The sequence below is a fragment of the Flavobacterium sp. EDS genome (assembly GCF_020991525.1).
Taxonomy (GTDB): Bacteria; Bacteroidota; Bacteroidia; order Flavobacteriales; family Flavobacteriaceae; genus Flavobacterium.
Window position 1 is genome coordinate 22,540 of the sequence record NZ_JAJMOZ010000011.1, and the last position, 25,925, is coordinate 48,464.

The 25,925-nt window shown below is 32.4% G+C and carries 21 protein-coding genes; 5 read left to right on the forward strand and 16 right to left on the reverse strand.

What is annotated here, in order from left to right; all coding sequences use genetic code 11:
• The first annotated feature begins 51 nt into the window (after nt 1–51).
• Entirely contained in the window at nt 52–1,320 is a 1,269-nt protein-coding gene (locus LPB87_RS15270; RefSeq protein ID WP_230728453.1) for an NAD(P)/FAD-dependent oxidoreductase, read from the forward strand.
• A gap of 621 nt (nt 1,321–1,941) precedes the next feature.
• Here LPB87_RS15270 and LPB87_RS15275 read toward each other — a convergent pair.
• The gene (locus LPB87_RS15275) at nt 1,942–3,171 is read right to left on the reverse strand and encodes a multidrug effflux MFS transporter (protein WP_129538420.1); all 1,230 of its coding nucleotides are present in this window, start codon (nt 3,169–3,171) and stop codon (nt 1,942–1,944) included.
• 149 nt (nt 3,172–3,320) lie between these two features.
• Here LPB87_RS15275 and LPB87_RS15280 point away from each other — a divergent pair, with 149 nt between their 5' ends.
• The gene (locus LPB87_RS15280) at nt 3,321–3,734 is read left to right on the forward strand and encodes a hypothetical protein (protein WP_129538421.1); all 414 of its coding nucleotides are present in this window, start codon (nt 3,321–3,323) and stop codon (nt 3,732–3,734) included.
• A gap of 155 nt (nt 3,735–3,889) precedes the next feature.
• On the opposite strand, the gene LPB87_RS15285 is transcribed toward LPB87_RS15280, so the two are convergent.
• Nucleotides 3,890–4,315 (reverse strand): helix-turn-helix domain-containing protein, encoded by a 426-nt coding sequence (locus LPB87_RS15285; RefSeq protein ID WP_129538423.1) that lies wholly within the window; start codon nt 4,313–4,315, stop codon nt 3,890–3,892.
• Between the two features lie 818 nt (nt 4,316–5,133).
• Here LPB87_RS15285 and LPB87_RS15290 point away from each other — a divergent pair.
• A complete protein-coding gene (locus tag LPB87_RS15290; protein WP_129538424.1) occupies nt 5,134–7,050 on the forward strand; it encodes a DUF294 nucleotidyltransferase-like domain-containing protein in 1,917 nt (638 codons plus the stop codon).
• Between the two features lies 1 nt (nt 7,051).
• Nucleotides 7,052–7,648, forward strand: a complete 597-nt coding sequence (locus LPB87_RS15295; RefSeq protein WP_129538425.1) for a 3'-5' exonuclease — start codon at nt 7,052–7,054, stop codon at nt 7,646–7,648.
• Nucleotides 7,649–7,743: 95 nt separating this feature from the next.
• Here LPB87_RS15295 and LPB87_RS15300 read toward each other — a convergent pair whose 3' ends face one another.
• The 14 genes from LPB87_RS15300 to LPB87_RS15365 all read right to left on the reverse strand — a co-directional run bounded on the left by LPB87_RS15300 (nt 7,744) and on the right by LPB87_RS15365 (nt 24,115).
• Nucleotides 7,744–8,235 carry a 4'-phosphopantetheinyl transferase superfamily protein gene (locus LPB87_RS15300; RefSeq protein WP_230728454.1) on the reverse strand — a complete coding sequence of 164 codons (492 nt, stop codon included), beginning with the start codon at nt 8,233–8,235 and terminating at the stop codon, nt 7,744–7,746.
• Entirely contained in the window at nt 8,222–8,485 is a 264-nt protein-coding gene (locus tag LPB87_RS15305; protein ID WP_129538427.1) for an acyl carrier protein, read from the reverse strand. Before LPB87_RS15305 ends, LPB87_RS15300 begins: the two co-directional genes overlap by 14 nt.
• A gap of 24 nt (nt 8,486–8,509) precedes the next feature.
• The gene (locus LPB87_RS15310) at nt 8,510–9,781 is read right to left on the reverse strand and encodes a beta-ketoacyl-[acyl-carrier-protein] synthase family protein (RefSeq protein WP_230728455.1); all 1,272 of its coding nucleotides are present in this window, start codon (nt 9,779–9,781) and stop codon (nt 8,510–8,512) included.
• A gap of 24 nt (nt 9,782–9,805) precedes the next feature.
• On the reverse strand, nt 9,806–10,234 hold the full coding sequence (locus tag LPB87_RS15315; protein ID WP_230728456.1) for a 3-hydroxyacyl-ACP dehydratase FabZ family protein: 429 nt from the start codon (nt 10,232–10,234) through the stop codon (nt 9,806–9,808).
• 37 nt (nt 10,235–10,271) lie between these two features.
• A complete protein-coding gene (locus LPB87_RS15320; RefSeq protein ID WP_230728457.1) occupies nt 10,272–11,324 on the reverse strand; it encodes a type III polyketide synthase in 1,053 nt (350 codons plus the stop codon).
• Nucleotides 11,321–12,034, reverse strand: coding sequence for a methyltransferase domain-containing protein (locus LPB87_RS15325; RefSeq protein WP_230728458.1), 714 nt, complete (start codon nt 12,032–12,034; stop codon nt 11,321–11,323). Before LPB87_RS15325 ends, LPB87_RS15320 begins: the two co-directional genes overlap by 4 nt.
• Before the next feature lie 2 nt (nt 12,035–12,036).
• Entirely contained in the window at nt 12,037–13,167 is a 1,131-nt protein-coding gene (locus LPB87_RS15330) for an NAD(P)/FAD-dependent oxidoreductase (RefSeq protein ID WP_230728459.1), read from the reverse strand.
• 172 nt (nt 13,168–13,339) lie between these two features.
• A complete protein-coding gene (acs, locus tag LPB87_RS15335) occupies nt 13,340–15,247 on the reverse strand; it encodes an acetate--CoA ligase (RefSeq protein ID WP_230728460.1) in 1,908 nt (635 codons plus the stop codon).
• Between the two features lie 558 nt (nt 15,248–15,805).
• Nucleotides 15,806–17,275, reverse strand: coding sequence for a ketol-acid reductoisomerase (gene ilvC / locus LPB87_RS15340; RefSeq protein WP_129538434.1), 1,470 nt, complete (start codon nt 17,273–17,275; stop codon nt 15,806–15,808).
• A gap of 75 nt (nt 17,276–17,350) precedes the next feature.
• Entirely contained in the window at nt 17,351–17,875 is a 525-nt protein-coding gene (gene ilvN / locus LPB87_RS15345; RefSeq protein WP_129538435.1) for an acetolactate synthase small subunit, read from the reverse strand.
• A gap of 84 nt (nt 17,876–17,959) precedes the next feature.
• The gene (gene ilvB, locus LPB87_RS15350) at nt 17,960–19,648 is read right to left on the reverse strand and encodes a biosynthetic-type acetolactate synthase large subunit (RefSeq protein ID WP_230728461.1); all 1,689 of its coding nucleotides are present in this window, start codon (nt 19,646–19,648) and stop codon (nt 17,960–17,962) included.
• 172 nt (nt 19,649–19,820) lie between these two features.
• Nucleotides 19,821–21,494 (reverse strand): dihydroxy-acid dehydratase, encoded by a 1,674-nt coding sequence (gene ilvD, locus LPB87_RS15355; RefSeq protein WP_230728462.1) that lies wholly within the window; start codon nt 21,492–21,494, stop codon nt 19,821–19,823.
• A gap of 279 nt (nt 21,495–21,773) precedes the next feature.
• Nucleotides 21,774–22,892 carry a 3-isopropylmalate dehydrogenase gene (gene leuB / locus LPB87_RS15360; RefSeq protein WP_129538438.1) on the reverse strand — a complete coding sequence of 373 codons (1,119 nt, stop codon included), beginning with the start codon at nt 22,890–22,892 and terminating at the stop codon, nt 21,774–21,776.
• Nucleotides 22,893–22,939: 47 nt separating this feature from the next.
• On the reverse strand, nt 22,940–24,115 hold the full coding sequence (locus LPB87_RS15365) for a 2-isopropylmalate synthase (protein WP_129538439.1): 1,176 nt from the start codon (nt 24,113–24,115) through the stop codon (nt 22,940–22,942).
• Between the two features lie 155 nt (nt 24,116–24,270).
• Here LPB87_RS15365 and LPB87_RS15370 point away from each other — a divergent pair, with 155 nt between their 5' ends.
• A complete protein-coding gene (locus tag LPB87_RS15370) occupies nt 24,271–25,815 on the forward strand; it encodes a hypothetical protein (protein ID WP_230728463.1) in 1,545 nt (514 codons plus the stop codon).
• The last annotated feature ends 110 nt before the right edge of the window (nt 25,816–25,925 follow it).

Consider the following 25,925-nt stretch of genomic DNA (forward strand, 5'->3'; position numbering starts at 1 on the left):
TGTACTTTTATAAGGTATTTTTTTATAAAACCTATTTAATAGACAGCATATATGAAGATAGTAATCATAGGAGGCGGTTTTGCAGGAATAAATCTAGCCAAAGAGCTTGTAAACCAGCCTCAAATACAAGTAACACTTGTAGATAAAAATAACTATAACTTTTTCCCACCACTTATATATCAGGTTGCGACCGCTTTTTTAGAGCCATCAAGCATTAGTTATCCATTTAGGAAATTTTTTGCAGGCAAGAAAAACTTGCAATTTAGATTGGGAGAACTCCAACAAGTAGCTCCAGCCGAAAACAAAGTAATTCTTAATAACGGAGAATTAGCATACGATTACTTGGTATTTGCAACAGGAGCCGAAACTAGTTATTTTGGAATGGAAAACGTAATGAAAAACGCCATTCCGATGAAAACGCTAAACGATGCCATCGTAATGCGTAATACACTGCTTAAAAACCTTGAGAAGGCTACCATTACCAAAGATATTCGTAAACGTCGTAAACTATTAACGATTGTTGTAGCTGGAGGTGGACCAACAGGAGTAGAAGTTTCGGGAATGTTTGCTGAAATGCGTAAAAACATTTTACTAAAAGAATATCCAGAACTAGATACCACAGCAAGTAATGTGTACCTGGTCGATGGGGGAGATGCGCTATTGGCACCAATGAGCAAAGCTTCGCAGCAAGATACACTTAAGGCACTTACAGATTTAGGAGTAGTGGTAAAACTAAATAATCGCGTTACTGATTATGTAGATGATATAGTACATTTTTCAAACGGAGAAACCATTCATACCAAAAACCTAATTTGGGCAGCGGGAGTTTCAGCGAAAGCCTTTGACGGTATTCCGATGGAAAGTTACGGACGTGGCAAACGTATGGCAACCGATGCGTATAATAAAGTAAATGGAATGCAAAATATTTATGCTATCGGTGATACATCTATCATGGATACAGATCCAGCATTTCCAAACGGACATCCGCAAGTAGCGCAAGTAGCAATTCAGCAGGGAGTGAACTTAGCTAAAAACTTTAAAGCAATTGTTCAAAATAAACCGCTAAAGCCATTTATATATCTTGATAAAGGATCTATGGCAATTATTGGTAAAAATAAAGCAGTTGTAGATTTGCCAAAACCTAAGTGGCATTTTAATGGGTTCTTAGCTTGGGCAATTTGGTTATTTATTCACCTTGTTTCCTTGATAACTTATCGCAATCGCTTAAGTACATTTTATAATTGGATGGTAGCGTATTTTGCAAAAGATCAATCACTACGTATGATTATCAGACCAGATAAAAAACAGGCAATAAATTAAATTGCAGTTTTAATAAAGATTACGATTAAGTAATTTATATATAAAAAGGTTTTTCTTAGAGTAATCTAAAGAAAAACCTTTTTTGTTTTTTAGAGTCTGTATTCAGTCTCTATTTTGTCATTTTAGAACAAGAAACCTCGTTTTCAGTATTTTGCTCTTAGTTTTAGGCATAGCTTGAAGTCTCAGTCCAAATATTATTTTTTATGCCTTTGTAGCTCAAAACCTTTATTGCTAAATATAGCTTCGACTCCGCTCAGCTTGACAATTTTTAGTAAGTCTTGCGTTTTGTATTTCGTATCTTGCATCTTACTTTCTCAATATTACCTTTTTAGAACCTTTGCAACTTAGAACCTTTGTAACTTTGAACCTTAGTAGCTTAGAACTTCAGATCTGATAGTTATCGGAACTGAGTGACTCAGAATCTAAAAAAAAATCTTAGAGTCCCAGAGTCTTAGTAGTTCAAAACCTTTATTGCTAAATATAGCTTTGACTCCGCTTAGCTTGACAATTTTTGGTAAGTCTTGCGTTTTGTATTTCGTATCTTGCATCTTACTTTCTCAATATTACCTTTTTTAGAACCTTTGCAACTTTGAACCTTAGAAGCTTAGAACCTTAAAAAAACTAATGAATCATTCCTGCTTCGTCATTGTTAGAAATAGCAACTTTTTCTTTTATAAATCGTTTACCAATATTTAAAATAATAAAAGCAGTAATTGTAGTTGTTGTCATAATAGCAACCATCGGAATAATTGAGTTCTTTACAAAAATACCAACAGCAAAAGAGGCTATTGCGCCCAAACCAAGCTGAATTGCACCCATTAACGCCGATGCACTACCAGCATTTTTGGCAAACGGAGCCATTGTAAGACCAGCAGTATTAGGATTTGAAATTCCCAAACAAGCCAAATAAATAAACAACATACCAATTGTTTGGTATAAACCAAGAAGGTTATTTATTGCCAAAATCAAAAAGACAATACTAATTACAGATTGAGTAATCAAAGCACCAAAAATCATTTGTTCGCTAGAAAACTTTCTTAATAAAAAAGAATTCAGTTGACTGGCACCAATAAAACTCAAAGACATAAAGGCAAAAATCCAGCCATATATTTTAGCATCAACTTCAAAAATATCCATAAAAACGATAGGAGAGGAGGCAACATAAGTAAATAAACCAGAAAAAGATACAGCACCAGTAAAGGCATAAGTAAAGAACTGAGGCTCTTTTACAACCTTAAGGAAGTTTGTAATGATAGGTTTGGGTTTTAACGAAATAGAGGTATCAGGTTTATGTGTGTTAGGCAAGCCAATTTGAGCAGCCATTAAAATCACAATTCCCATACACATTAGGATAAAGAAAACAGTATGCCATCCGTAATCAGAAGTTACGTAACCACCAATAGTTGGAGCAAGCATAGGCGAAAGACCTACAACAAGCATAAGCATAGAGAATACTTTAGGGATATCTTTTACAGGAAAAAGATCGCGAACCATAGCAACAGAAGCAACAGTTGCAGCACAGCTACCAACGGCTTGTAAAAAACGCAAACCAATAAAAGTATCAATATCAGTAACAAAAATACATCCCAAAGAAGCCAAAATGTAAACCATTAACCCAACAAACAAGGGTTTTTTTCTTCCAAATCGATCCAATAAAGGCCCATAAAGCAATTGTCCAGCCGAAATACCTATAAAATAACTAGATAAACTCATCGATACTTTTGCAACAGTAGTATTTAAATCTCGGGCAATTCCAGAGAAACCAGGTAGGTACATATCGATAGAAAACGGACCAAGAGCAGTTAGAGAACCTAAAATAAGGATTAATTTGATGTATTTTTTTGTAGTCATTTATTTAAAAAATAATATTTTTATTTCAATGCAAAGATAAATATTTCGTACCTTGTTAATTCATTAAAGAAATTTTTAGTGAAAAATCTAATTTTTTAACAAGTTAGCTTTGTAAAGGGCTATAATTATTAATTTAAAATTATTCAATTATGAAAAGATGTGCCTTATTATTACTTTTAGTTACTACAGTTTCTTTTTCTCAAACAGTTACTTCCAAAATTGAGCCGGTAAGTGTTGAGCAGTATGAATTTATTAAAAAAGTTAATGAATTTTATCCTGATATTCCACTTACTAAGCAAATTACTAATTTTTACAGCGATGATAAGATCATTGACTCAAAGCAAGAATTTGATTTAAGAGGAACACAATTCTCTGCATATAGCTTAGCAATTGGACCTTATAATAAAACAATGAAGTATGATTATACTACAAAAGCTGATGGAAGAACTCACGGAGATATTTCTGTTTTTAAAGGAGATGTCATAAAAACGGTATACTATGAAGATAAAAACCAGTTTGGAGTTTTTGTAAATGGTAAATCAGTTTACTTAAAGAAATATTAATGCTATCGTAAGTATAAATAAAAAAACCATCTTAGAAATAAGATGGTTTTTTTATTGAAGTAATTGTATTGTTTTCCTTATGTTTCTACGCTTAGCGAGACTAATTATTTATAGATATATAGGCATTAAAGATTGATATATAGATTTTTAAGATTTTATTTCCCTTGAATCAATTTTTCCAACCTTGTCATCATTTCATCTTTTTCTTTTAGCATACGCTCATAAAGAGCAATCTTTTCATCGTGAAGTTGAATTATTTTTTCGATTGGGTTGATATTATAAGTTCCGCCCGAATTACCAATGAATGCTTCATCATTAAAAGTATTTGCAATAACATTTACAGCTTGTTCTTCATCAAAATTCTCGATAGCTTCCGCAGGTACTTTTAAGATATGTGCTACTTGCGCAAGTATATCTGACTCTATGATTTCTTTTTGTTCGAGTAATGATATTTTCTTTTGGTTCCAGTCATCGCCAAGTTCAAATGCGAGTGCTTCTTGTTTGATACCGAGCATTTCTCGGAAACGTTTTATATTTCGACCTTGATGTATTTTTTTATTTGGCATATCAGTATGTGTCATAATATCAAATATAATCTTTTTCTTTAAAAGAATTAATATACAAAGGTAAATGTTGTTTTTTAAAATTATGCTTTTGTGGTATAAATATTCTGTGATGGATTGAATATGCTGTATTATTTTAAATTAGCAATATGAAAAGTTGTTGATATTCATAAAAAAACGCAACTCAAATTACAGTAGCCGAAGACCAGAGATTTGAGCTAAAAGATTAGTATATTATGTCAAATAGAAATATAGTAATATGATATTATGATTAAATATTCAGAAATCATCTCACTAAGCAGTATTCATTAAAATATTGATAGCAATTCATATATAAATCAGATAAGTCGTTTCAAGAGATTTAAGTTTTCATTAAATGAACTTACAAGTTTAATTTTTGTGTATATCAAGTATTCGCCAATTATAATTTATTTATTTATTGAAAACTTATCAATCAATTTTAATAAACGCCGGTCAATTATTATTTGATATGTTTTAATTCATCTGTTTAGTTTCTTTTACAAAGATTCCAATTGTACGAGGTTTAATTACATCAAACTTTTTAAAATAAGATTTAGAATATCGCAAATACGGACAACATACAGCTGTATTTTGCACTATAGTATTTTGACCTATAATTTATATTATGTAAAATAGAATGTTTTTAAACCTGAAAATAGTTATATCAAGCCCTATCTTTGTAATTGCATGCTTTTATTGCTTATTTTAGCTTAATATATGGTAAAATAAATAGATTCAAAATTATTTATGCTTTCATCGTAAGGGTTTATTTTATTATTTTTACAAACGATACTTTCTAAAATTTTATCCAACTTATGAATACAATTGCTGAGCATATTGCAGATTTCTTGAAAGAATATCCGCCATTCGATAATTTAACTTTTCAAGAGTTATCTGAGATTGCAACCAATATTCGCGTTATTAATTTAGAAAAACACGCTGTATTGTTTCAAATTAACGATCCCTTACACGATAGTTTTTATGTGGTTGCTTCAGGTGTTATAAATTTATCGGTAATTGCCGATGCTGAAGAAACTTTATTGAATAAATGCCATGATGGCGATATATTTGGTTTACGTCCTTTTTTCGCCAAGAATAACTATATGATGACTGCAAAAGCCAGAGAAGAAAGTATTGTGTATGCAATACCAATCGCTGTGTTTAGGCCTTTTGTTGCAAACAATCCAGATGTTTTAAATTTCTTATTAGAGAGTTTTGCTGCAAACACGCGTCATACTAAAGATAATTCAGATTTTAAGGGAAATCATATTTCAGATAATATATTCTATTCTGATCAACAGTCAGAAATACAATATATACAGTCTTTAAGTTATAATAACTCTCCACTAAAAGCAGAAGCAAACAATATTGTTAAAGATGTTGCTTTGCGCATGACAGATGCTATGGTGGATAATGTTGTCGTTTGCGAGAATAACAATCCAATCGGAATTGTAACTGATGCCGACTTATCATCTAAAATTGCTACAGGTAGATTCTCCATCGACGAAACGGTAGATAAAATCATGTCCTCGCCTGTTGTAACTGTAATAGAAAATGTTTCTTTAGCAGAAGCGCAATTGTTAATGTTAAAGCATAATGTAAGTCATTTATGTGTTACTAAAGACGGAACTAGTAAATCGGCTGTAAAAGGAGTTATTTCTGAACACGACTTAATTGTTGCGCAAGCTAGCAATCCAGGAGTTTTGATAAAAGAAATTAAACGTTCACAACTGCCTAAAGATTTAAAGCAAATTAGAGATCGTTTGTCAGATTTGATTCAGAATTATATACAAAAAAACATCCCGATTTCCCATATAAGTAATATTGCAAATGAGATTAATTTGGCGTTAATAAAACGTTCAGTTGAATTATCAATTTTAGAGATGGGGTCACCTCCTGCTCGATTTGCATGGTTAAGTATTGGAAGTCAAGGAAGAAAAGAACAGCTTTTATTGACCGATCAGGATAGTATTTTGATTTTTGAAGATGTTACTGCAGAAAAATACCGTGATGTAAAAGATTATTTCTTACAGCTTGCTAAAAGAACTACCGCAACATTAGAGAAAATCGGATATGACTATTGTCCAAACGGGCATATGGCAAGTAATATGTTGTGGTGTAAGTCATTGACTGACTGGACAAAACAATACAACAGCTGGATGAATACTCCAGGTGAAAATAGCAATGATTTAAGTAGTATTTTCTTTGATTATGAAATTGTTTTTGGAGAGCCGAAAATTGAAGAAGTGATTGAAAATGTGATATTTAAAAATGCTGTAAACAATGTTTTATTCTTTGATTTCTTAGGAAATGATGCATTGAGAAAAAACTCACCATTAAGTTTCTTTAAGAAATTTAATGTTGAAGAAGAAGGACCGCATAAGTTTAAATTCGATATTAAAACTCGTGCATTAATGCCTTTAATTGATGGAGCACGTTTACTAATATTAAGTTCGAACATAAAAGGAATTAAAAATACCTATTTAAGATTCAAGCAACTAGCAATTACAGATTCTAAGCATGCTGATGTTTATCTTAGTTGTGCCGAAGCTTTCTTAACCTTATCAAAGTTTAGAACTATCGAGGGATTAAAGAATGATGATTCAGGACAATATATCAACTTAAGCGAACTATCAAAAAGCGATAAAGACAAACTAAAAAATGCATTAGCTCCAATGAAAGAGCTAGAAGAGCTTATAAAAAATAAATTTCAACTGACCCAATTTTCGTAATATGCTAGAATGGCTGAAAAATATCAACAAAGAATACCCTGATTTTTGGAAAGAATACCTTGCTAAATTTGAGACTAAATCAGAGCGTTTTGTTGTGTTATCTACCGAAACATCTGGGTTGAACCCAACGAAAGATGTAATTTTATCTATTGGTTCATTTGCTGTTGTAAATAACAGTATTATTATTCAAGATAGCTTTGAAGCTGTCTTGTTACAATATAAATTCTTCCATGATAATGGACTTACAAATGAGTTTATTATTGAGAGTAAAATGGAAAAATTACCAGAACCTGAAGCACTTAAGGCATTGATAGAATATATTGGTAATGGCGTTTTAGTTGGGCATCATATAAATTTTGATGTAGAAATGATTAATGCCGCTCTAGAAAAACTGGATTGTGGAAGACTTAAAAATGAGGCATTAGATGTGGATGTCATGTATCGTAAACTGCATGATATTAATGACAGGCAGTTCTCTCTAGATGAATTATGTGATATTTATAAGATACCAAAAAGCGAAAGAAACTCATCTTCAGAAGATGCTTATAGAATTGCTTTGTTATTTTTAAAACTAAAATCAAGATTAGGGATAAAATAATATTCATAAAAACAAAGAGAAACACGAATTCCACGAATTTTCACGAAACTTATTAGTGTAAATTAGTGGAATTCATATTTAATTTACATTTTGTTTTACGGCATAACTCTTACAGACTCTATAAAACGTCCATGATGGCTTATTGAGACTGGTATAAAAGATTTTGTATTAGAATCAATTACATAAGGAATGCCATGTTTTTTATGAATTTTAGTTTTAATATCTAAAACTAAAATTTTATTTAAATTTTCTTTTTGAGTGACAGCAACAGTATTTATATAATCTGTTGTAATTATTGATTGTGTATAGTATAAACGGTTGTTTATTGATACAGTACCAGAACTAAGACTTTCGTAAAAACAAACTAACTTAGTTGGAAAATAGCCACTTATTTTGGTTTCGCGATTGTATATTTTATAAGCAGCTTCTTTACGGCTCCATAAATTCCAAACCATAATTTCAGGTACTTTAGAGTTTAGAATAAGTAATTGTTCTTCATAAGTGAAAATCTTATCCAAAAATCCTTTGCGTTTCCAATTACTTTCTCTTTGTGCAGTTTCTAAATCCACAATATCATTTCCGATCATTTTCGTTTAGTTTTGATTGGATTATACTTAAAGCAGCTTTTGCATTAACCAATTTTTCCATCGATTCGTTATCGATTATAATGTCAAAAAATTCTTCGACATCTAGGACAATATCGACTAAATTGGCAGAATTAATATTTAAATCAGTTATAAAATTTGTGTCTTCTGTAAAATTTTCAAAAGCAGTATCATTCTTTACATAAGGTTTAATAATTGTCTTTAATTCGGTTAATAGTTGTTGGTTATTCATATTGATGCTAGTATTAGGTTAATGTTAGTTATATTTTTTTAAAATTACGCAACCATTAACGTCTCCAAAACCAAAGCTAGCTTTGGCAATAATATTTAAATTAGCGTTAATTAATTGAGTTGGGATTTTAGATTTGTTGATAATAGATGTGATTTCGGGATTTATATCTTCACAATTTGTATTTGGAGAAATAAATCCTTGATATAACTGTAAAACTGAAGCTACTAGTTCAATGCTTCCAGCAGCAGACAAACAATGGCCTACAGTTGATTTTAATGCGTTTACGTATGGAAAGTTGTTTCCTTTGCGATTTAACGCAATGCTCCAATTATCGATTTCCAACGCGTCTTTAGACGTTGCTGTTAGGTGTCCGTTAATTAAATCAATTTCTGAAGGAGAAATACCTGCATTTTTTACTGCATTGCGAATACATTTTTGTACAGCAGTTGCATTTGGAGCTGTCATGCTTCCGCTTCCACGTTGCCCACCAGAATTGACGTTCCCTCCTAGTACTTCAGCATAAATTCGGGCTCCCCTATCTAAGGCAGTTTCTAGATCTTCGAGTATCAAAGCTCCTGCGCCACTACCCGGAACAAACCCAGAAGCACTAGCGCTCATTGGTCTTGAGCCACTTTCTGGAGCGTCATTGTGTTTGAATGTGCAAACTTTCATAGCATCAAAACCTCCCCAAATGTAAGGGCCTGAATCACTAGTGCTTCCTGCTAAAATACGTTTGGCTTGACCTAATTTTATTCGTTCATATGCCATTAAAACACTTTCTGTACCAGTTGTACAAGCTGATGAGTTGGTGGTAACTTGATTTCCAAGACCAAGTTTACCGCCTAAATAAGCACTCACGCCACTAAGCATAGTTTGTGCTACAACAGTACTTCCTAATCGTCTAGTTTGTAAATCATCAATTTTATAGATGCTTTCTCTGAATTTTTCTATTCCCGATGTTCCTGCGCCAAAAATTGTTCCGCTATCCCAATCAGGTTCTTCGTTTTTTAGAATTGTTAATCCTGCATCTTTCCAAGCATCTAAGCCAGCTATTACGCCATAAAGAATACCCGAGGCATTAAAATTACGTAATTCAAGTTCTGTGAAATAGTTACCAATCAGTTCAGTTGATAATTCTGGCTTTCCTGAGATCTGACAAGAAAATTGTAAGCGCTCTAATTCGGCATCGTGTTTAATACCCGACAGGCCTTTTTTTATTGCATTTGTAAATGCATCAAGTCCTACTCCATTTGGGGCAACAACTCCAAGACCTGTAATGACAACTCTTTTTTGCATCTTACTTATTTTAAAGATTATAATTTAAACAATCATACCAGCAATCGTTCCGGAACAAACCTCAATTCCGAGTTGGTTTTTCATGCTAACTTTACATTTTAATTTTCCAAATCTAAAATATATTTTTTCTGAAATTACGGTTACATTTTCATTCGGATAAACAGCTTTTAAAAAATCTATTTCAATTGATGTTAAGGCAATTGAAGTTGTTATATTGAATTCTTTATTTAATATATATATGCCTAAACATACTAATCCAATCTGTGCCATGACTTCGGTCAGTATTACGCCAGGTGTAACTGGATTTGATATGAAATGTCCTTTGTAAAAGTCTAAATCTTTATCAAAATAATACGTTCCTTCTACTCCATTTTCGGATATAGATATAATTTTATCTACAAACAAAAAAGGCTTGCTGTATGGTAATTTAGATATAATATCCTGACTTGTCATTTTTAGAATTTATGATAAATATTTAAAACCATTTACTTTAAAATTGTAATAAGACACGTTGAGCTGAGAACCCTGGCCCAAAACTCAACATTAAGCCCTTTTCTCCTTTTTTGGGTTTTTTATTGATAATTTGTTCCAAAACATATAAAACAGTTGCACTCGACATATTTCCGTATAAACGGAGTACTTCTTTTGTGTCGTCAATATTCTTTCCTAAATCGGTGAATAACTCTTCTACTGTCTGTATAATTTTTTTTCCTCCCGGATGAAAAATTAAATGATCAATGTGTTCTATTTTTAAATTGTTTTTTGCTAAAAACGGATGGATAATATCAGGAAAATGTGATGCAATTGTTTCAGGAACTTCAATATCCAGTACCATTTGCAAACCAGTGTTTACAAGCTTAAATCCCATCATATGGATGTTGTCGTAAAAATGATACATTTCTTCATCAAGAATCTCAGGGCCATTATCTGCTTCATGTGAAGATAATAATACGCAAGCAGCACCATCTCCAAAAATTGCCGCCGACACAACATTAGCCATTGAAAAGTCATTTAACTGAAATGTTGCCGTTGGACTTTCGACTGCAACTACGGCAGCACGTTTTCCTGGATTGGCTTTTAAAAAGTTTTTGGCATAAATAATTCCAGAAATTCCAGCAGCACAGCCCATTTCGGTTACAGGAAGCCGTACGATATCCTGACGCAGTTTGAGTTTGTTTATAAGATAGGCATCCAAAGACGGAATCATGATGCCAGTACAGCTTACTGTAATAATATAGTCAAGACTTTCTGGTTCCCAGTTTGATTTACTTAATGCTTTTTTTAAGACCTTTTCTCCTAAATCAATGACCTCTCGGACATAAATATCGTTTCGGTCTTCAAAAGAGGTGTGAGAGAAAACTTCGATAGGATCCATTATGGAATATCGTTTATCGACAGCGGCACCTTCAAAAATTTTTTTTACTTTTCTGATAAAGCGTTCATCTTGACCAAATAGCCATGAATCTAAAAATGGAATAATTTCTTCGGTCGTTCTTGAATATTTAGGCAATTGCTTGGCAACGCTGGCTATTTTTACACTCATATTTTTGAAATTATCCATTGATATCGGAAAGCCCATTTCCACTGAATGGTGTATTTTTTTAAGTTTAATTGTTTTGAAAAATCAAGTAACTCACTTCTTGTGAATCCTCTTAAGATAGATGTAAGTCCATCTTTTTTTGACATTCCGTTTAACCGGGTAACAAAGCACATTGCTTGAAATAAGCGATAGGAAATGATACTCCTGTGTAAATCATTTATTACGACACCACGTCTTGCATTTGTATTAAAAATGGTTGCGAGATTAATTATTTCATTGTTTCTAAAATGATGTAAAGTCAATGTACATAATGCAATGTCGTATTCTAATTTACTAAAAGCTTCATTGAATATGTCTTCGCATCGATAATTTATATTGGGGTAATGTATAGATAATTTTCGGGCGTAATTTATTGTAAATGCATTAGCATCGATACCTATTAGTTTAAAATCCCAATCGTATTTTAATGCATAATCAGCTAGCATTCTTAGCATGTCTCCATTTCCACAGCCTACATCGATAATCGTTATTGTTTGCTCTTTGGTAATACCATCCAATAATTTTTCGACTCCTTGTAAAGTTAATTGGTTTCCTCCAAGAAGCTGATTTATTTTAGCAATTTTATCCAATGCATTTTGTAAAACTTCCCCTTTTAAATTGAAATCATCCATAATCTCAGGATCATCCGTTCTATATTTGGTTTTTATAGCCATTCTTAATTTAGAATTATAGATTTACCATGTGTTCTTTTTATAATTTGAGGCAGTAAAAATGGAAATTGAATTAGTAGCCACATTATAACGGCTGATTTTTTTTTATTTTGTAAAAGTGAGGCAAGAAAGCGACCTGTTTTTAATCTTTTCTTGAAATTATAGTCCCATGATTGGATGTATTTTTTTTCAAGCTCTTTTCTTGAAATGGTTTTTTTAGTATAGAAATCTACAATTAATTCAGAAGCAATTTTGGCACTATGAATCGCCATTGCCATGCCATTTCCGCATAAAGGCTGAATTAAGCCAGCGCTGTCTCCAACCATTATGATATGATTTTCGATTGTTGTTTTTTCTTCAAATGAAATTTGACTTATAGTTAATGGTTTATCAAATAATGGTGTACTATTACTAAAAAACTCTTTTAGATGTGGGTTTTTATAGATGATATTGGCTTGAAAATCATCAATGTTTTTATGTTTTTTAAAAGATTCAAAATTAACTAGGTAGCAAATGTTTATTATATTGTTCTCCACTTTTGAAACGCCACAATAACCTCCTTCAAAATTATATAAGCCAACAAGGTTATTTGGGAATTTACCTTTGTAATGTGATTTAACAGCGAGCCAAGGCGCTTTTTTTAAAATGAATTTCCGTTGTAATTTTTGATCAAAATTAGAGCGTTTACCAAATGCACCTATAGTAATACGAGTTGTGATTTTTTTTAATTCTGAGGTTGTAATCGTGAATAAGTCATCTTCAAAATTTATATCTTCAACAGTATCGTGAATTATTTCACATCCATTTTCGATTGCTTTTTTATATAAATGATAATCTAATGTGTAACGGCTGAGTCCGAACCCTCCTAGAGGTAAATTACAATGAATTGTTTTTTTGTTTGGTATAGAAAATTCTAATTGTGTAATTGTTGCAGGATTTAAGTCCTGAATTTTTAAGTCAAGCCAATCCAAATAAGGTTTAATTTCATTAGAAACATATTCTCCACAAACTTTATGTTTAGGGAATTCGTTTTTTTCAATCAAAATCACTTGTTGCCCCATTTTAGATAAATGAATGCCACAAGTTAGCCCTGCTAGTCCCCCACCAATAATTACTACATCAGGATTTTTTTTCATATGTAGATATTATTTGTTTTTAACAGAAATGATGTCTTTAATTTAGTTTTTAAACTTAATAATATTATACTATTGCTAATTTAAGTAATTTCTTAATAGAAAAATCATTTTCAAATAAAAAAAGCTGCCTCAGAAATATTGAGGCAGCTTTAGTATTTATTTTGGAAATATGTTAGATTTTTTCTTTCATGATCTCTTCTACAATTTCTGGATTCAATAATGTTGAAATATCACCAAAATTAGAGTAATCTCCTTCTGCTATTTTACGTAGAATTCTACGCATGATTTTTCCAGAGCGTGTTTTTGGTAAACCAGATACAAACTGAATCTTATCTAACTTAGCAATTGGGCCAATGTGATCTGAGATGTATTGGTTGATTTCTTTGCTTAAGTTTGCTCTGTCTCTGTATTCTCCAGTTTCTTTTAAGATTACGAAACCATATAATGCATTTCCTTTTATATCATGTGGGAATCCGACAATTGCAGATTCTGCTACAGCTGGGTGCTCGTTGATTGCATCTTCAATTGGAGCTGTTCCTAGATTATGGCCTGAAACAATAACAACATCATCTACTCTACCTGTGATTCTGTAGTAACCTACTTCATCTCTTAATGCTCCATCACCTGTGAAATATTTACCTGGAAATGCAGAGAAATAAGTGTCTTTATAACGTTGGTGATCGCCCCAGATAGTTCTAGCGATTCCTGGCCATGGGAATTTAATACATAAACTTCCAACAACCTGGTTCCCTTCTATTTCGTTTCTCTTTTCATCCATTAAAACGGGTTGAATTCCTGGAAGAGGCAACGTTGCATATGTTGGTTTTGTAGGTGTAACAAATGCAATTGGTGAAATCATAATTCCTCCAGTTTCTGTTTGCCACCAAGTATCTACAACTGGGCATCTTTTATCTCCTACGTGATCATTGTACCAGTGCCATGCTTCTTCGTTTATAGGTTCTCCTACTGATCCGATTACTTTAAGCGATTTTAAAGGGTATTTTTGGATATAATCTAAGCTTTCTTTTGCTAACGAACGTATTGCTGTTGGTGCTGTATAAAACTGAGTTACTTTGTGTTTTTCGATAATTTCCCAAAAACGACTAAAATCTGGATACGATGGAACTCCTTCAAAAATTACAGTAGTTCCTCCATTTAGTAACGGTCCGTATAATATGTATGAGTGACCAGTTATCCAACCAATATCTGCAGTACACCAGAAAATATCATTTTCTTCATGACTAAACACGTTTTTAAATGTATAAGCTGTGTAAACCATATAACCTGCAGTGGTGTGAACCATTCCTTTAGGTTTTCCTGTAGAACCCGATGTGTATAAGATGAATAAAGGATCTTCAGCATCCATAATTTCTGCAACATTATAATCTAATGCAGCGTCTAGAAGCGGTTGTAACCATTGGTCACGTCCTTCTTTCATTTTTACATCAGTTTGTGTTCTTTTGACAACCAAAACGTTGGTAACGCATGGGCATGTTTCTAATGCTTCATCAACAATTGCTTTTAAATCAATCGTTTTATTACCTCTGTATCCTCCATCAGCAGTGATAACCATTTTGCATTCGCTATCATTTATTCTTGCTGTTACAGCTGAAGCTGAAAATCCTGCAAATACTACTGAATGTATTGCTCCAATTCGTGCACATGCCAAAATTGAAACGGCCAATTCGGGAATCATTGGTAGATAAATGCAAACTCTGTCTCCCTTTTTTATTCCTTGTTCACGTAAAACATTAGCCATTTTTGACACTCTCTCGTACAGCTCATTATAAGATATGTGTAATGAACTTTCTGAAGGGTCGTTTGGTTCGAATATTATTGCTGTTTTTTCTCCTCTTTTACTTAAATGTCTGTCAATACAGTTTTTGGTAATGTTTACTTTTGCTTCAGAAAACCATTTTACCTCTGCATCTGCCATATTAAAATCGACAACTTTTTCCCATTGTTGGTACCATGTGAAATTTTCTTCTGCTATTTTTCCCCAAAATTTTCTTGGCTCACGAACAGATTTATTGTAGTGTTTAAAATATTGTTCTAAATTTTCAATTTTGTAATAACTCATTGTTTCTCAATTTTTTTATAAAAGTATTAAATCTCTTTCTATTCTTAAAACTATTTAATTTATTAATAATGACAAAAAAATGTAATATACATTTAAAACATGGCAATTAATTTGCAATTGTTTAAAATTTAGTGATTACTAGATAAATTTGCTTAACATGAAAAAAGGCATGATATCATTTATCATGCCTTTAGTATTAACAAGATTAACAACAATTAATTTTAGTGCCTGAAAACATTGATATAGATGAATTATTAAACAATTATTTTATTATCTATACTAGATGAAAGGCAATAATCTTATATTCTGTATCTTAAGATATCTTCTCTGATTTTTTGAGAATAGTAGCAGCATTATTAATTTAATTGGAGAATAAAAGACGGAACTAATTCTGTTTCTTATTAGGTATTACTCCACTTAACTATCTCCTCGTTTGTAGTTAAGTGAAAGTAATATGCATCTATATCCATATTATCTTAATAAGTGCTTACTAATTCAAAATATTATATAAAAATAGAGATACAGCGCAAACTTCAACTTAGGTTGAAATCCCATTAATTATCCAATTTTTTTCATTGCGGTCATTGATTCTCTTAACCAGGCTCCTACTTCTTCGATAGGGTGTTGACGAATAGTTTTGTTTACTGCAATAAGTACCGCATTGTCTACTCCGTTTGAAGTTGAAAATGGTTTTCCGATTACATTTGTATCAACAGTTTTCATAAAATCGGTCAATAATGGTTTGCAAGCGTGATCAAATAAATAACAACCATATTCGGCAGTATCCGATATAATTCTATTCATTTCGTATAATTTCTTTCTTGCTACTGTATTTGCAATCAAAGGCAATTCGTGTAATGATTCGTAATATGCTGATTCTTCAATAATACCCGCTTCTGTCATTGTTTCAAAAGCCAATTCTACACCCGCTTTAACCATTGCAATCATTAATACTCCATTGTCGAAATATTCTTGTTCTGAAATAGGAGCTTCTGTTGGAGCAGTTTTTTCAAAGTTTGTTTCTCCTGTTGCCGCTCTCCAAGTCAATAAATTAACATCGTCATTTGCCCAGTCAATCATCATGTTTCTAGAGAATTCTCCAGACATAATATCGTCTTGGTGTTTTTGAAATAATGGACGCATAATGTCTTTTAATTCATCTGCAATTTCATAAGCTTCAATTTTTGCAGGATTTGAAAGACGATCCATCATATTGGTGATTCCACCATGTTTTAAAGCTTCGGTGATAGTTTCCCATCCGTATTGGATTAATTTTGAAGCGTATCCTGGCTCGATTCCTTTTTCGACCATTTTGTCAAAACATAAGATTGATCCAGTTTGTAACATTCCACAAAGAATAGTTTGTTCTCCCATTAAATCCGATTTTACTTCGGCAACAAATGATGATTTTAAAACTCCTGCTTTATGTCCTCCGGTTGCTACAGCGTATGCTTTGGCTTGATCTAATCCTAAATTATTAGGGTCATTTTCTGGGTGAACTGCAATTAGCGTTGGTACACCAAATCCTCTTTTGTATTCTTCACGAACCTCAGAACCCGGGCATTTAGGAGCACACATAATTACAGTAATGTCTTTACGAATTTGCATTCCTTCTTCCACGATATTAAAACCATGAGAGTATGCTAGTGTCGAACCATTTTTCATTAATGGCATAATTGCTGTAACTACAGCTGTATGTTGTTTATCTGGAGTAAGGTTACATACTAAATCAGCTGTTGGAATTAATTCTTCATAAGTACCTACTTTGAAACCATTTTCAGCAGCGTTTTTATAAGAAGCTCTTTTTTCTGTAATTGCATCTGGGCGTAAAGCATAAGAAATATCAAGTCCTGAATCTCTCATGTTTAAACCTTGGTTTAAGCCTTGGGCTCCACAACCTACGATAACTACTTTTTTTCCTTTTAAAGCAGCAATTCCATCAGCGAATTCTGATTGTTCCATGAATTCGCATACGCCTAATTGTTCTAGTTGTAATCTTAGTGGTAATGTGTTAAAATAATTTGCCATTTTTTTTAAAAAATATTTAATGAATGTGAAATTTAATAATTGTATAAGTTAGTTGGTATTGAAAACTGAAACCGATTATAGTTTTAGTGATTCTAGTAATGTGGATACTTCCATTTTTTCTTTAGAAACCGAAATTCTTCCTGAGCGTACAAACTGCATGATTCCGTATGGTTTCAGCTTAGCGTGTACTTCTTCAATTTCTGAACGTCTTCCTGATTTTGAAATCACAAAGAAATCGCGTGAAACGGTTACAATTGTAGATTGGCTTTCTTTGATGATATTCTGAATTTGTTTTTCATCAAATAACAAATTTGAATGGATCTTGAATAAAGCATTTTCTAAATAAATGGTTTCTTCATCTGTATGATAAAAAGCTTTTATTACCTCGATTTGTTTTTCTATTTGTCCAACAATATTTTTAACCCATTTTTCTGTTGTTTCTACAACTATAATGAATCTTGAAACATTGTCTATTTCTGATTCTGAAACATTTAGACTTAATATGTTAATGTGACGCTTTAAGAATATTCCGGATATTCTATTTAACAAGCCCACATTATTTTCTGAGTATACCGAAATGGTAAATGTTCTGTTTTCCATGTTGTCTTTTAGTTTTTTTTTGTTTCATATTTCACGTTCCAAATTGCAACCTGAAACTAAACCTGAAACTTTAAACTTCTTTATTTAGCTTAATCTGATGTCAGAAACACATGCTCCTGTTGGAATCATTGGGAATACATTATTTTCTTTTTCAACCATAACTTCTAAGAAATAGGCATCTTTTGAAGCCATCATTTCTGCTACGGCCGCATCTAAATCTTCTCGTTTTGTTACTTTTTTTGCTTGGATATAATATCCTTCAGCAATAGCAACAAAGTTTGGATTAATCATTTCTGTTGAAGCATATCTGTTGTCAAAAAATAATTCTTGCCACTGACGCACCATTCCTAAGAACTCATTGTTAAGTACTACAATTTTTACTGGTACTTTGGTCTGAAAAATGGTTCCTAATTCCTGAATAGTCATTTGGAATCCTCCATCTCCAATAATAGCAACAACTTCACGATCAGGTCTTCCCATTTTTGCTCCAATTGCAGCAGGTAATGCAAATCCCATTGTTCCTAATCCTCCAGAAGTAACATTACTCTTGGTTGTGTTGAATTTTGCATAACGGCAAGCAAACATTTGGTGTTGACCAACATCTGAAACAATTATTGCATCTCCTTTAGAGTGTTTGTTAATCATTTCCATGGCTTCACCCATCGAAATACCTTTATTATTTGTTGGATTTAATTCTTCTTTTATAACCGAATCAAATTCGATTTGATGTTTTTCTTTGAAGATATTGTGCCAACCTTCATGTTTGTTATTGTCGATTAACGGAAGTAATGCATCCAGAGCTTCTCTTACATCTCCTAAAACGGCTACTTCTGTCTTAACATTTTTATCTATTTCGGCTGGATCAATGTCAAAATGAATCACTTTTGCTTGTTTAGCATACGTGGCTAAATTTCCGGTAACACGATCATCAAAACGCATTCCTAATGCAATTAATACATCGCATTCATTAGTTAGTAAGTTTGGACCGTAATTACCATGCATTCCTAACATTCCCACGTTTAATGGATGGTCTGTAGGTAAAGCTGAAAGCCCTAATATTGTCCAGCCCGCTGGGATTCCTGTTTTTTCAATTAATGCTTTTAATTGTTCTTCGGCTTGACCAAGAATAATTCCTTGACCAAAAACGATAAAAGGCTTTTTGGCTTTATTGATTAATTCAGCTGCTTCTGCAACTTTATCAATTTTTAATTTAGGAACTGGATTATAACTTCTTATTCCAGTACATTTTTTATAGCTAAATTCGAATTCATCAAATTGCGCATTCTTTGTTATATCGATTAAAACTGGACCTGGGCGACCTGATTTTGCAATATAAAATGCTTTTGCTATAATTTCAGGAATTTCTGAAGCTTCGGTAACTTGGTAATTCCATTTTGTTACTGGAGTTGAAATTCCGATAATATCTGTTTCCTGAAAAGCATCTGATCCTAATAAGTGTTTGCCTACTTGCCCTGTGATGCAAACCATTGGTGTGGAATCAATTTGAGCATCGGCAATTCCTGTTACCAAATTTGTTGCTCCTGGGCCAGATGTAGCAATTGCGATTCCGACTTTTCCCGTTGCTCTCGCATATCCTTGGGCTGCATGTGTTGCTCCTTGCTCATGGCGTACAAGAACGTGGTGTAATTGATCTTTAAATTTATATAATTCGTCGTAAACTGGCATGATTGCTCCTCCCGGATATCCGTAAACCAAGTCTACTCCTTCTTCTAATAAGCATCTGATAACAGCTTCTGCACCTGATATTTTCATAGTATATTGTTTTTTTCAATGTCAATGTCAAAAATCAATTTCAAAATTTAATCACAATGTCAAAAATCAAATTCAATGATAACCTATAAATTGATTTTTATTATTTTATTGCTTTTAATTTTTTGTTATTGTATCGTCATTGCTATTGATTTTTGAAATTGTTATTGTAAAATTATTTATCGGTAACGCAACCTGTAGAGGCGCTTGAAACCGATCTTGCATATTTAAGTAATACTCCTTTTGATGCTTTTAAAGCTGGCTGAATCCAGTTGGCTTTTCTTTCGTCAAATTCTGCGTCAGATATTTTCAGGTTGATTGTATTTTTAATAGCGTCAATGGTAATTAAATCTCCATCTTGCACTAAAGCTATACCACCACCATCATAAGCTTCTGGTGTCATGTGTCCTACCACGAATCCATGTGAACCTCCAGAGAACCTTCCATCTGTAATAAGTGCAACGCTACTTCCTAATCCAGCTCCTATAATAGCCGATGTAGGTTTTAGCATTTCAGGCATCCCTGGACCACCTTTTGGTCCACAATACCTGATGACGACTACATCTCCTGGTTTTACTTTTCCGGCTTGAATACCTGGAATAACATCAAATTCGCTTTCGAAAACGACTGCTGTTCCTTCAAAATATTCCCCTTCTTTTCCACTAATTTTGGCAACTGCTCCTTCTGAAGCTAGATTTCCGTATAATATCTGGATGTTTCCAGTTGGTTTTAATGCCTTTTGAATTTCAAAAATTACTTCTTGTCCATCATTTAAATCTGGTACAGAAGCTAAATTTTCGGCTACAGTTTTTCCTGTTACGGTTAAACAATCTCCGTGTATGAATCCTTCTTTTAATAAATATTTCATTACTGCTGGTACTCCTCCTACATCATGTAAATCTTCCATCATGTATTTTCCACTTGGCTTTAAATCTGCAAGAACTGGTGTTTTATCACTAATTCTTTGGAAATCTGCCAACGTAATTTCAACATCAACTGAATGTGCCATTGCAATTAAGTGCATTACTGCATTTGTAGAACCTCCTAAAACAGCTACGAGTGTAATAGCATTTTCAAAAGCCTTATGAGTCATAATATCTCTTGGCTTAATATCTTTTTCTAATAATACTCTAATTGCTTTTCCTGCGTCAAGACATTCTTGTTTTTTTTCATTGCTTAATGCGGGATATGAAGAGCTAAATGGTAAACTCATTCCTAATGCTTCAATTGCCGATGACATGGTGTTGGCTGTGTACATTCCGCCACATGCCCCAGCTCCTGGGCAAGCATTTTGAATTACTCCTTTAAAATCTTCATCTGTAATCGTATTTTGGAATTTTTTCCCTAAAGCTTCAAAAGCTGAAACAATATTTAGTGATTCTCCTTTCCATTTTCCTGAATGAATCGATCCTCCATAAACCATAAGAGCTGGGCGATTTACTCTTCCCATAGCAATTAAAGCACCTGGCATATTTTTATCGCAACCAGGAATAGCAATTAAACTATCATACCATTGTGCTCCCATAACAGTTTCAATAGAATCGGCAATAACATCACGTGAAACCAATGAAAAACGCATCCCGTCAGTACCGTTTGAGATTCCATCACTTACACCAACAGTGTTAAAAATCAATCCGACTAAATCAGCATTTCCTACTCCTTTTTTGACATCTTTAGCCAAATCGTTCAGGTGCATGTTACATGTGTTTCCCTCATAACCCATGCTTACAATCCCAACTTGTGCCTTTTTTAAATCTTCTTCAGTTAAACCAATTCCATATAACATTGCTTGTGCTGCTGGTTGTGTTTGGTCTTGAGTAATGACTTTGCTGTACTTATTTAATTCCATTATGTGTTTTTTGTATTTTCGTTTTTTTAATTTTTATTCAAAAAAAAACCTTCCAATATTTGGAAGGTTTATAATATTATTTTTCAATTATATTTATACCATTCCCCTATGTATATGTGATTACCACATTGACATTAATGACAGAAATAATAATAATTGAAATTCTCATGTTTATTTTTTAGATGTGTCAAATGTATAAAAACTAAAACTACTAAAAAAATAAAATCTCAACATTTCAACTTCTTCTTGTGATTAATATCATGATTTTAACAAAATACATTAAACAATCGTAGACTGTCCGATATGTACGTTATCATTATTGAAATAAAGCAAGTCATCTTTGCTTAAAATAAAATTTGAAATGAATTCACCTACTTCGTTTGTTCCAAATTTTGAATCTGATTTTAAATCAATTGTTACTACTTGATATTCAATTGCTTTCTCTACTGCTTCGTAAACTTTATTTGCTTCTTTAAAAAGTCCAAAATGTTCTAATAACATGGCTGCCGATAGTATTGATGCTATAGGATTAGCGATGTTTTTCCCTTTTGCTTGCGGATAGGATCCGTGAATTGGTTCAAAAAGCGCATTTTTCCCTCCTAATGATGCTGATGCTAATAATCCGATTGAACCTGTAATAACACTTGCCTCATCTGATAAGATATCTCCGAATAAGTTTTCTGTCAAAATAACATCAAACTGTCTTGGATTAAGAATGATTTGCATTGCTGCATTATCTACAAATAAAAAGTCTAAAGTTACATCTGGGTAATCCTCACTTACCGTTTTTACAACTTTTCTCCACAATCTAGAAGTTTCTAATACATTGGCTTTATCAACCATTGTTACTTTTTTACGACGATTTTGTGCGGCTTTAAAAGCTAAATGTGTAATTCTTGTAATCTCTTCTTCTGAGTATTCACATAAATCTGAGGCTTGTGTTCCTGCTTCGTTTAGTTTTTTCTCACCAAAATAGGCTCCTCCTGTTAATTCTCTGAAAATAGTAAAATCAGCACCTTCGATAATTTCTCTTTTTAAAGGAGATGCATCTAATAATGCTTTGTATGGCTTTATTGGACGAATATTTGCAAATAAACCAAGTTCTTTGCGCAGTTTTAATAGTCCTTGCTCCGGACGAACTTTTGCATTTGGATTGTTATCATATTTAGGATCTCCGATTGCACCAAATAGTACAGCATCAGTATTCAGGCAAAGGTTTAAAGTTTGCTCTGGTAGTGGATTCCCTGTTTTGTCGATTGCAATTGCTCCCATGAGTGCATCTTCAAAAACAAATTCATGATTGTATACCTCGCCTATAGCGTATAATGCTTTTTTTGCTTGTAATATTACCTCTGGTCCGATTCCGTCACCCGATAAAACTGCTATTTTCAAATTCATAATGCCTCGTTCTTTATGTATTTAAATCTTATATTTATTTTTTATAATTAGCTTCTAACTAATTCACTTTCTATTTTACAAGCTTCTATGATTTGATGAATATCTTCATCTAAAACTTCTTTTTTAATATCTGCAAATCTTAAAAACTCAACATATACAATGTCTAATTGCACTTTGGTAAGTTCGTAGCCTACTTTCTTAGCGCGATATGCTAATGCCGCTCTTCCGCTTCTTGCTGTAAGTATAATCGAAGATTCATTCACTCCTACATCTAGTGGATCCATGATTTCGTATGTTGCTCTGTTTTTTATTACGCCATCTTGGTGAATTCCTGAACTGTGTGCAAAAGCATTTGCTCCTACTATGGCTTTATTTGGTTGTACAATCATTCCCATACTTTCAGATACTAAACGGCTCATTTCGTTTAGCTGTCTTGTATTAATATTGGTATCTAGATTTAAGTAAGGATGTTGTTTAAATATCATCACTACTTCTTCTAGCGCTGTATTTCCGGCTCTTTCTCCAATACCATTAATCGTACATTCGATTTGTCTTGCTCCATTTATAGCTCCTGCAATTGAATTTGCTGTTGCCATTCCTAAATCATTATGACAATGGCATGAAAGAATTACATTTTCAATACCTTTTACGTTTTCTTTTAAATATTTAATTTTTGCTCCATATTCCTCTGGCAAGCAATATCCTGTTGTATCTGGAATATTAAGCACAGTAGCACCTGATTTTATTACTTCTTCACAAACTTTTGCAAGGAATGCATTATCAGTTCTACCAGCATCTTCGGCATAAAATTCTACATCTTCTACATATGATTTTGCGTGTGATACGGCAAATTTTGCTCTTGCTATAATATCTTCTCTGGTTGTGTTTAGTTTATGGAGGATGTGAGATTCAGATGTTCCGATTCCTGTATGGATTCTTGGTTTTTTTGCATGTTTTAATGCCGCAGCTGCAACATCTATGTCATTTTTTACTGCTCTTGTAAGACCACAGACGGTGGCGTTCTCTACAATTTTGCAAATCTCAGAGACTGATAAAAAATCTCCTGGACTAGACACAGGAAAACCAGCTTCAATGATATCAACTCCCATTTCATCCAGGCGCTTTGCTATCACTAACTTTTGTTTTGTATCTAACTTACATCCTGGGACTTGTTCGCCATCTCTTAAGGTGGTGTCAAAAATTTGAACTTTCTCTCTATTCATTTTAATATATTTAATGTAATTTCACATCCTGATAACAAACATATATTGTATTACTTTAGTATGAAATTCATTATAATGAAAATATACTGTTCATAACACAATTTAAAAGTTATTAACTACCTAAATATCAATAAATTACATTATTATATTTTACAATGGCTAACCATCAAAAAGATTTTTTATTTGTATTAATAAAATCCCTTTCCAAATCAGAAAAGAGACAATTTAAGATTTTTGCTAGTCGATTAGAGACGAGCTCAAATACAAAATTTATCGAGCTTTTTAATATTTTAGACAAATCTGAAGTCTATGATGAGAAGCTTATTTTGAAAAGTGGAATTATTAAAAAAGTACAATTATCTAATCTGAAATCGTATCTATACAAACAGATTTTGGTTAGTATTCGCCTGAATATTCCTAGTCAAAACATTCGTTATCAACTACGTGAGCAAATTGATTTTGCTGCTATCCTATATAATAAAGGTTTGTATAAACAGAGCTTGAAGATTTTGGATAAAACCAAAATACAAGCAATGGAGAACGACGAAAAATATATGGCGTATGAAATTGTTGAATTTGAGAAATTAATCGAGTCTCAGTACATTACGCGAAGTATTCAAGGACGCGCAGACGAATTAGTAATTCAGGCCAAAGAATTAAATTATCGCAATACAATTTCTAGTAAGCTTTCTAATCTGTCTCTACAGTTATATGGTATAATGCTAAAAACTGGTTATGTTAAGAGTGATGAAGAATATAAATATATTGATGATTACTTTAACAAACATATTGCCAAATTAGACGAAAGTAAGTTTGGTTTCCGTGAAAAATATTGGTTTTATAATGCCAATTTATGGCGTAGTTTCTTGGTTCAGGATTTTTTAGCTAGCTATAAATATTCTTATAAATGGGTTACCTTATTTTATGATAATCCAAATATGATTTATCTGAATCCTGTATTCTTTTTAAAAGGGAATAATTATTTCTTGGAGTCACTTTATATGTTAAAGTACAAATCGAATTTCAAGAAGTATTTGACTTTATTAGAAGAAACTATTAATGATTCCCGTTTTCCAGTTAATGATAATGTTGCTTCATTGTCGTTCTTATATCTGTATAACAATAAACTAAACTATCATATTCTTGATGCATCTTTTGCTGAAAGTGAATATTTGATTCCTGAAATTTTAGATAAAATAAAGTTGCATAATGAGCATCTTGATGAGCATCACGAAATGTTGTTCTTTTATAAAATTGCTTGTATTTATTTTGGTAATGAGAAGTATAATGAGTCTATATTTTATTTAGAGAAAATTATAAATAATAAAAATCTTTCGATGCGTGAAGACTTAATGTGTTTCTCCCGAATATTGTGTCTTATTGTTCATTACGAATTAGGAAAAGATTATTATTTAGAGAATCAATTGAAAAACACGTATAAGTTTTTATTGAAAATGAATGACTTACACGAAGTGCAGAAAGAAATTATTAAGTTCTTAAAGAATCTAAATAATTTCTATCCTAATGATATCAAGAAGGAATTTATAAAGATGCGTGAGCGTTTTATTGAGCTAGAAAAAAATACTTATGAAAAAAGAGCTTTTTTATATTTGGATATTATTTCATGGCTTGAAAGCAAAATTGAGAATCGAAAAATTGCTGATATTATGAAGGAAAAAGCGAAGCTTATTAATAGGTAGTTTTTTTAGGTTCTAAGAAACTAAGTTTCTGAGGTACTAAGAGCTGAGACAGATTTTCTTAGCTTAAAAAAACAAGTTTTTTAGTTTGTTTTTCTTATACATATTAAAAA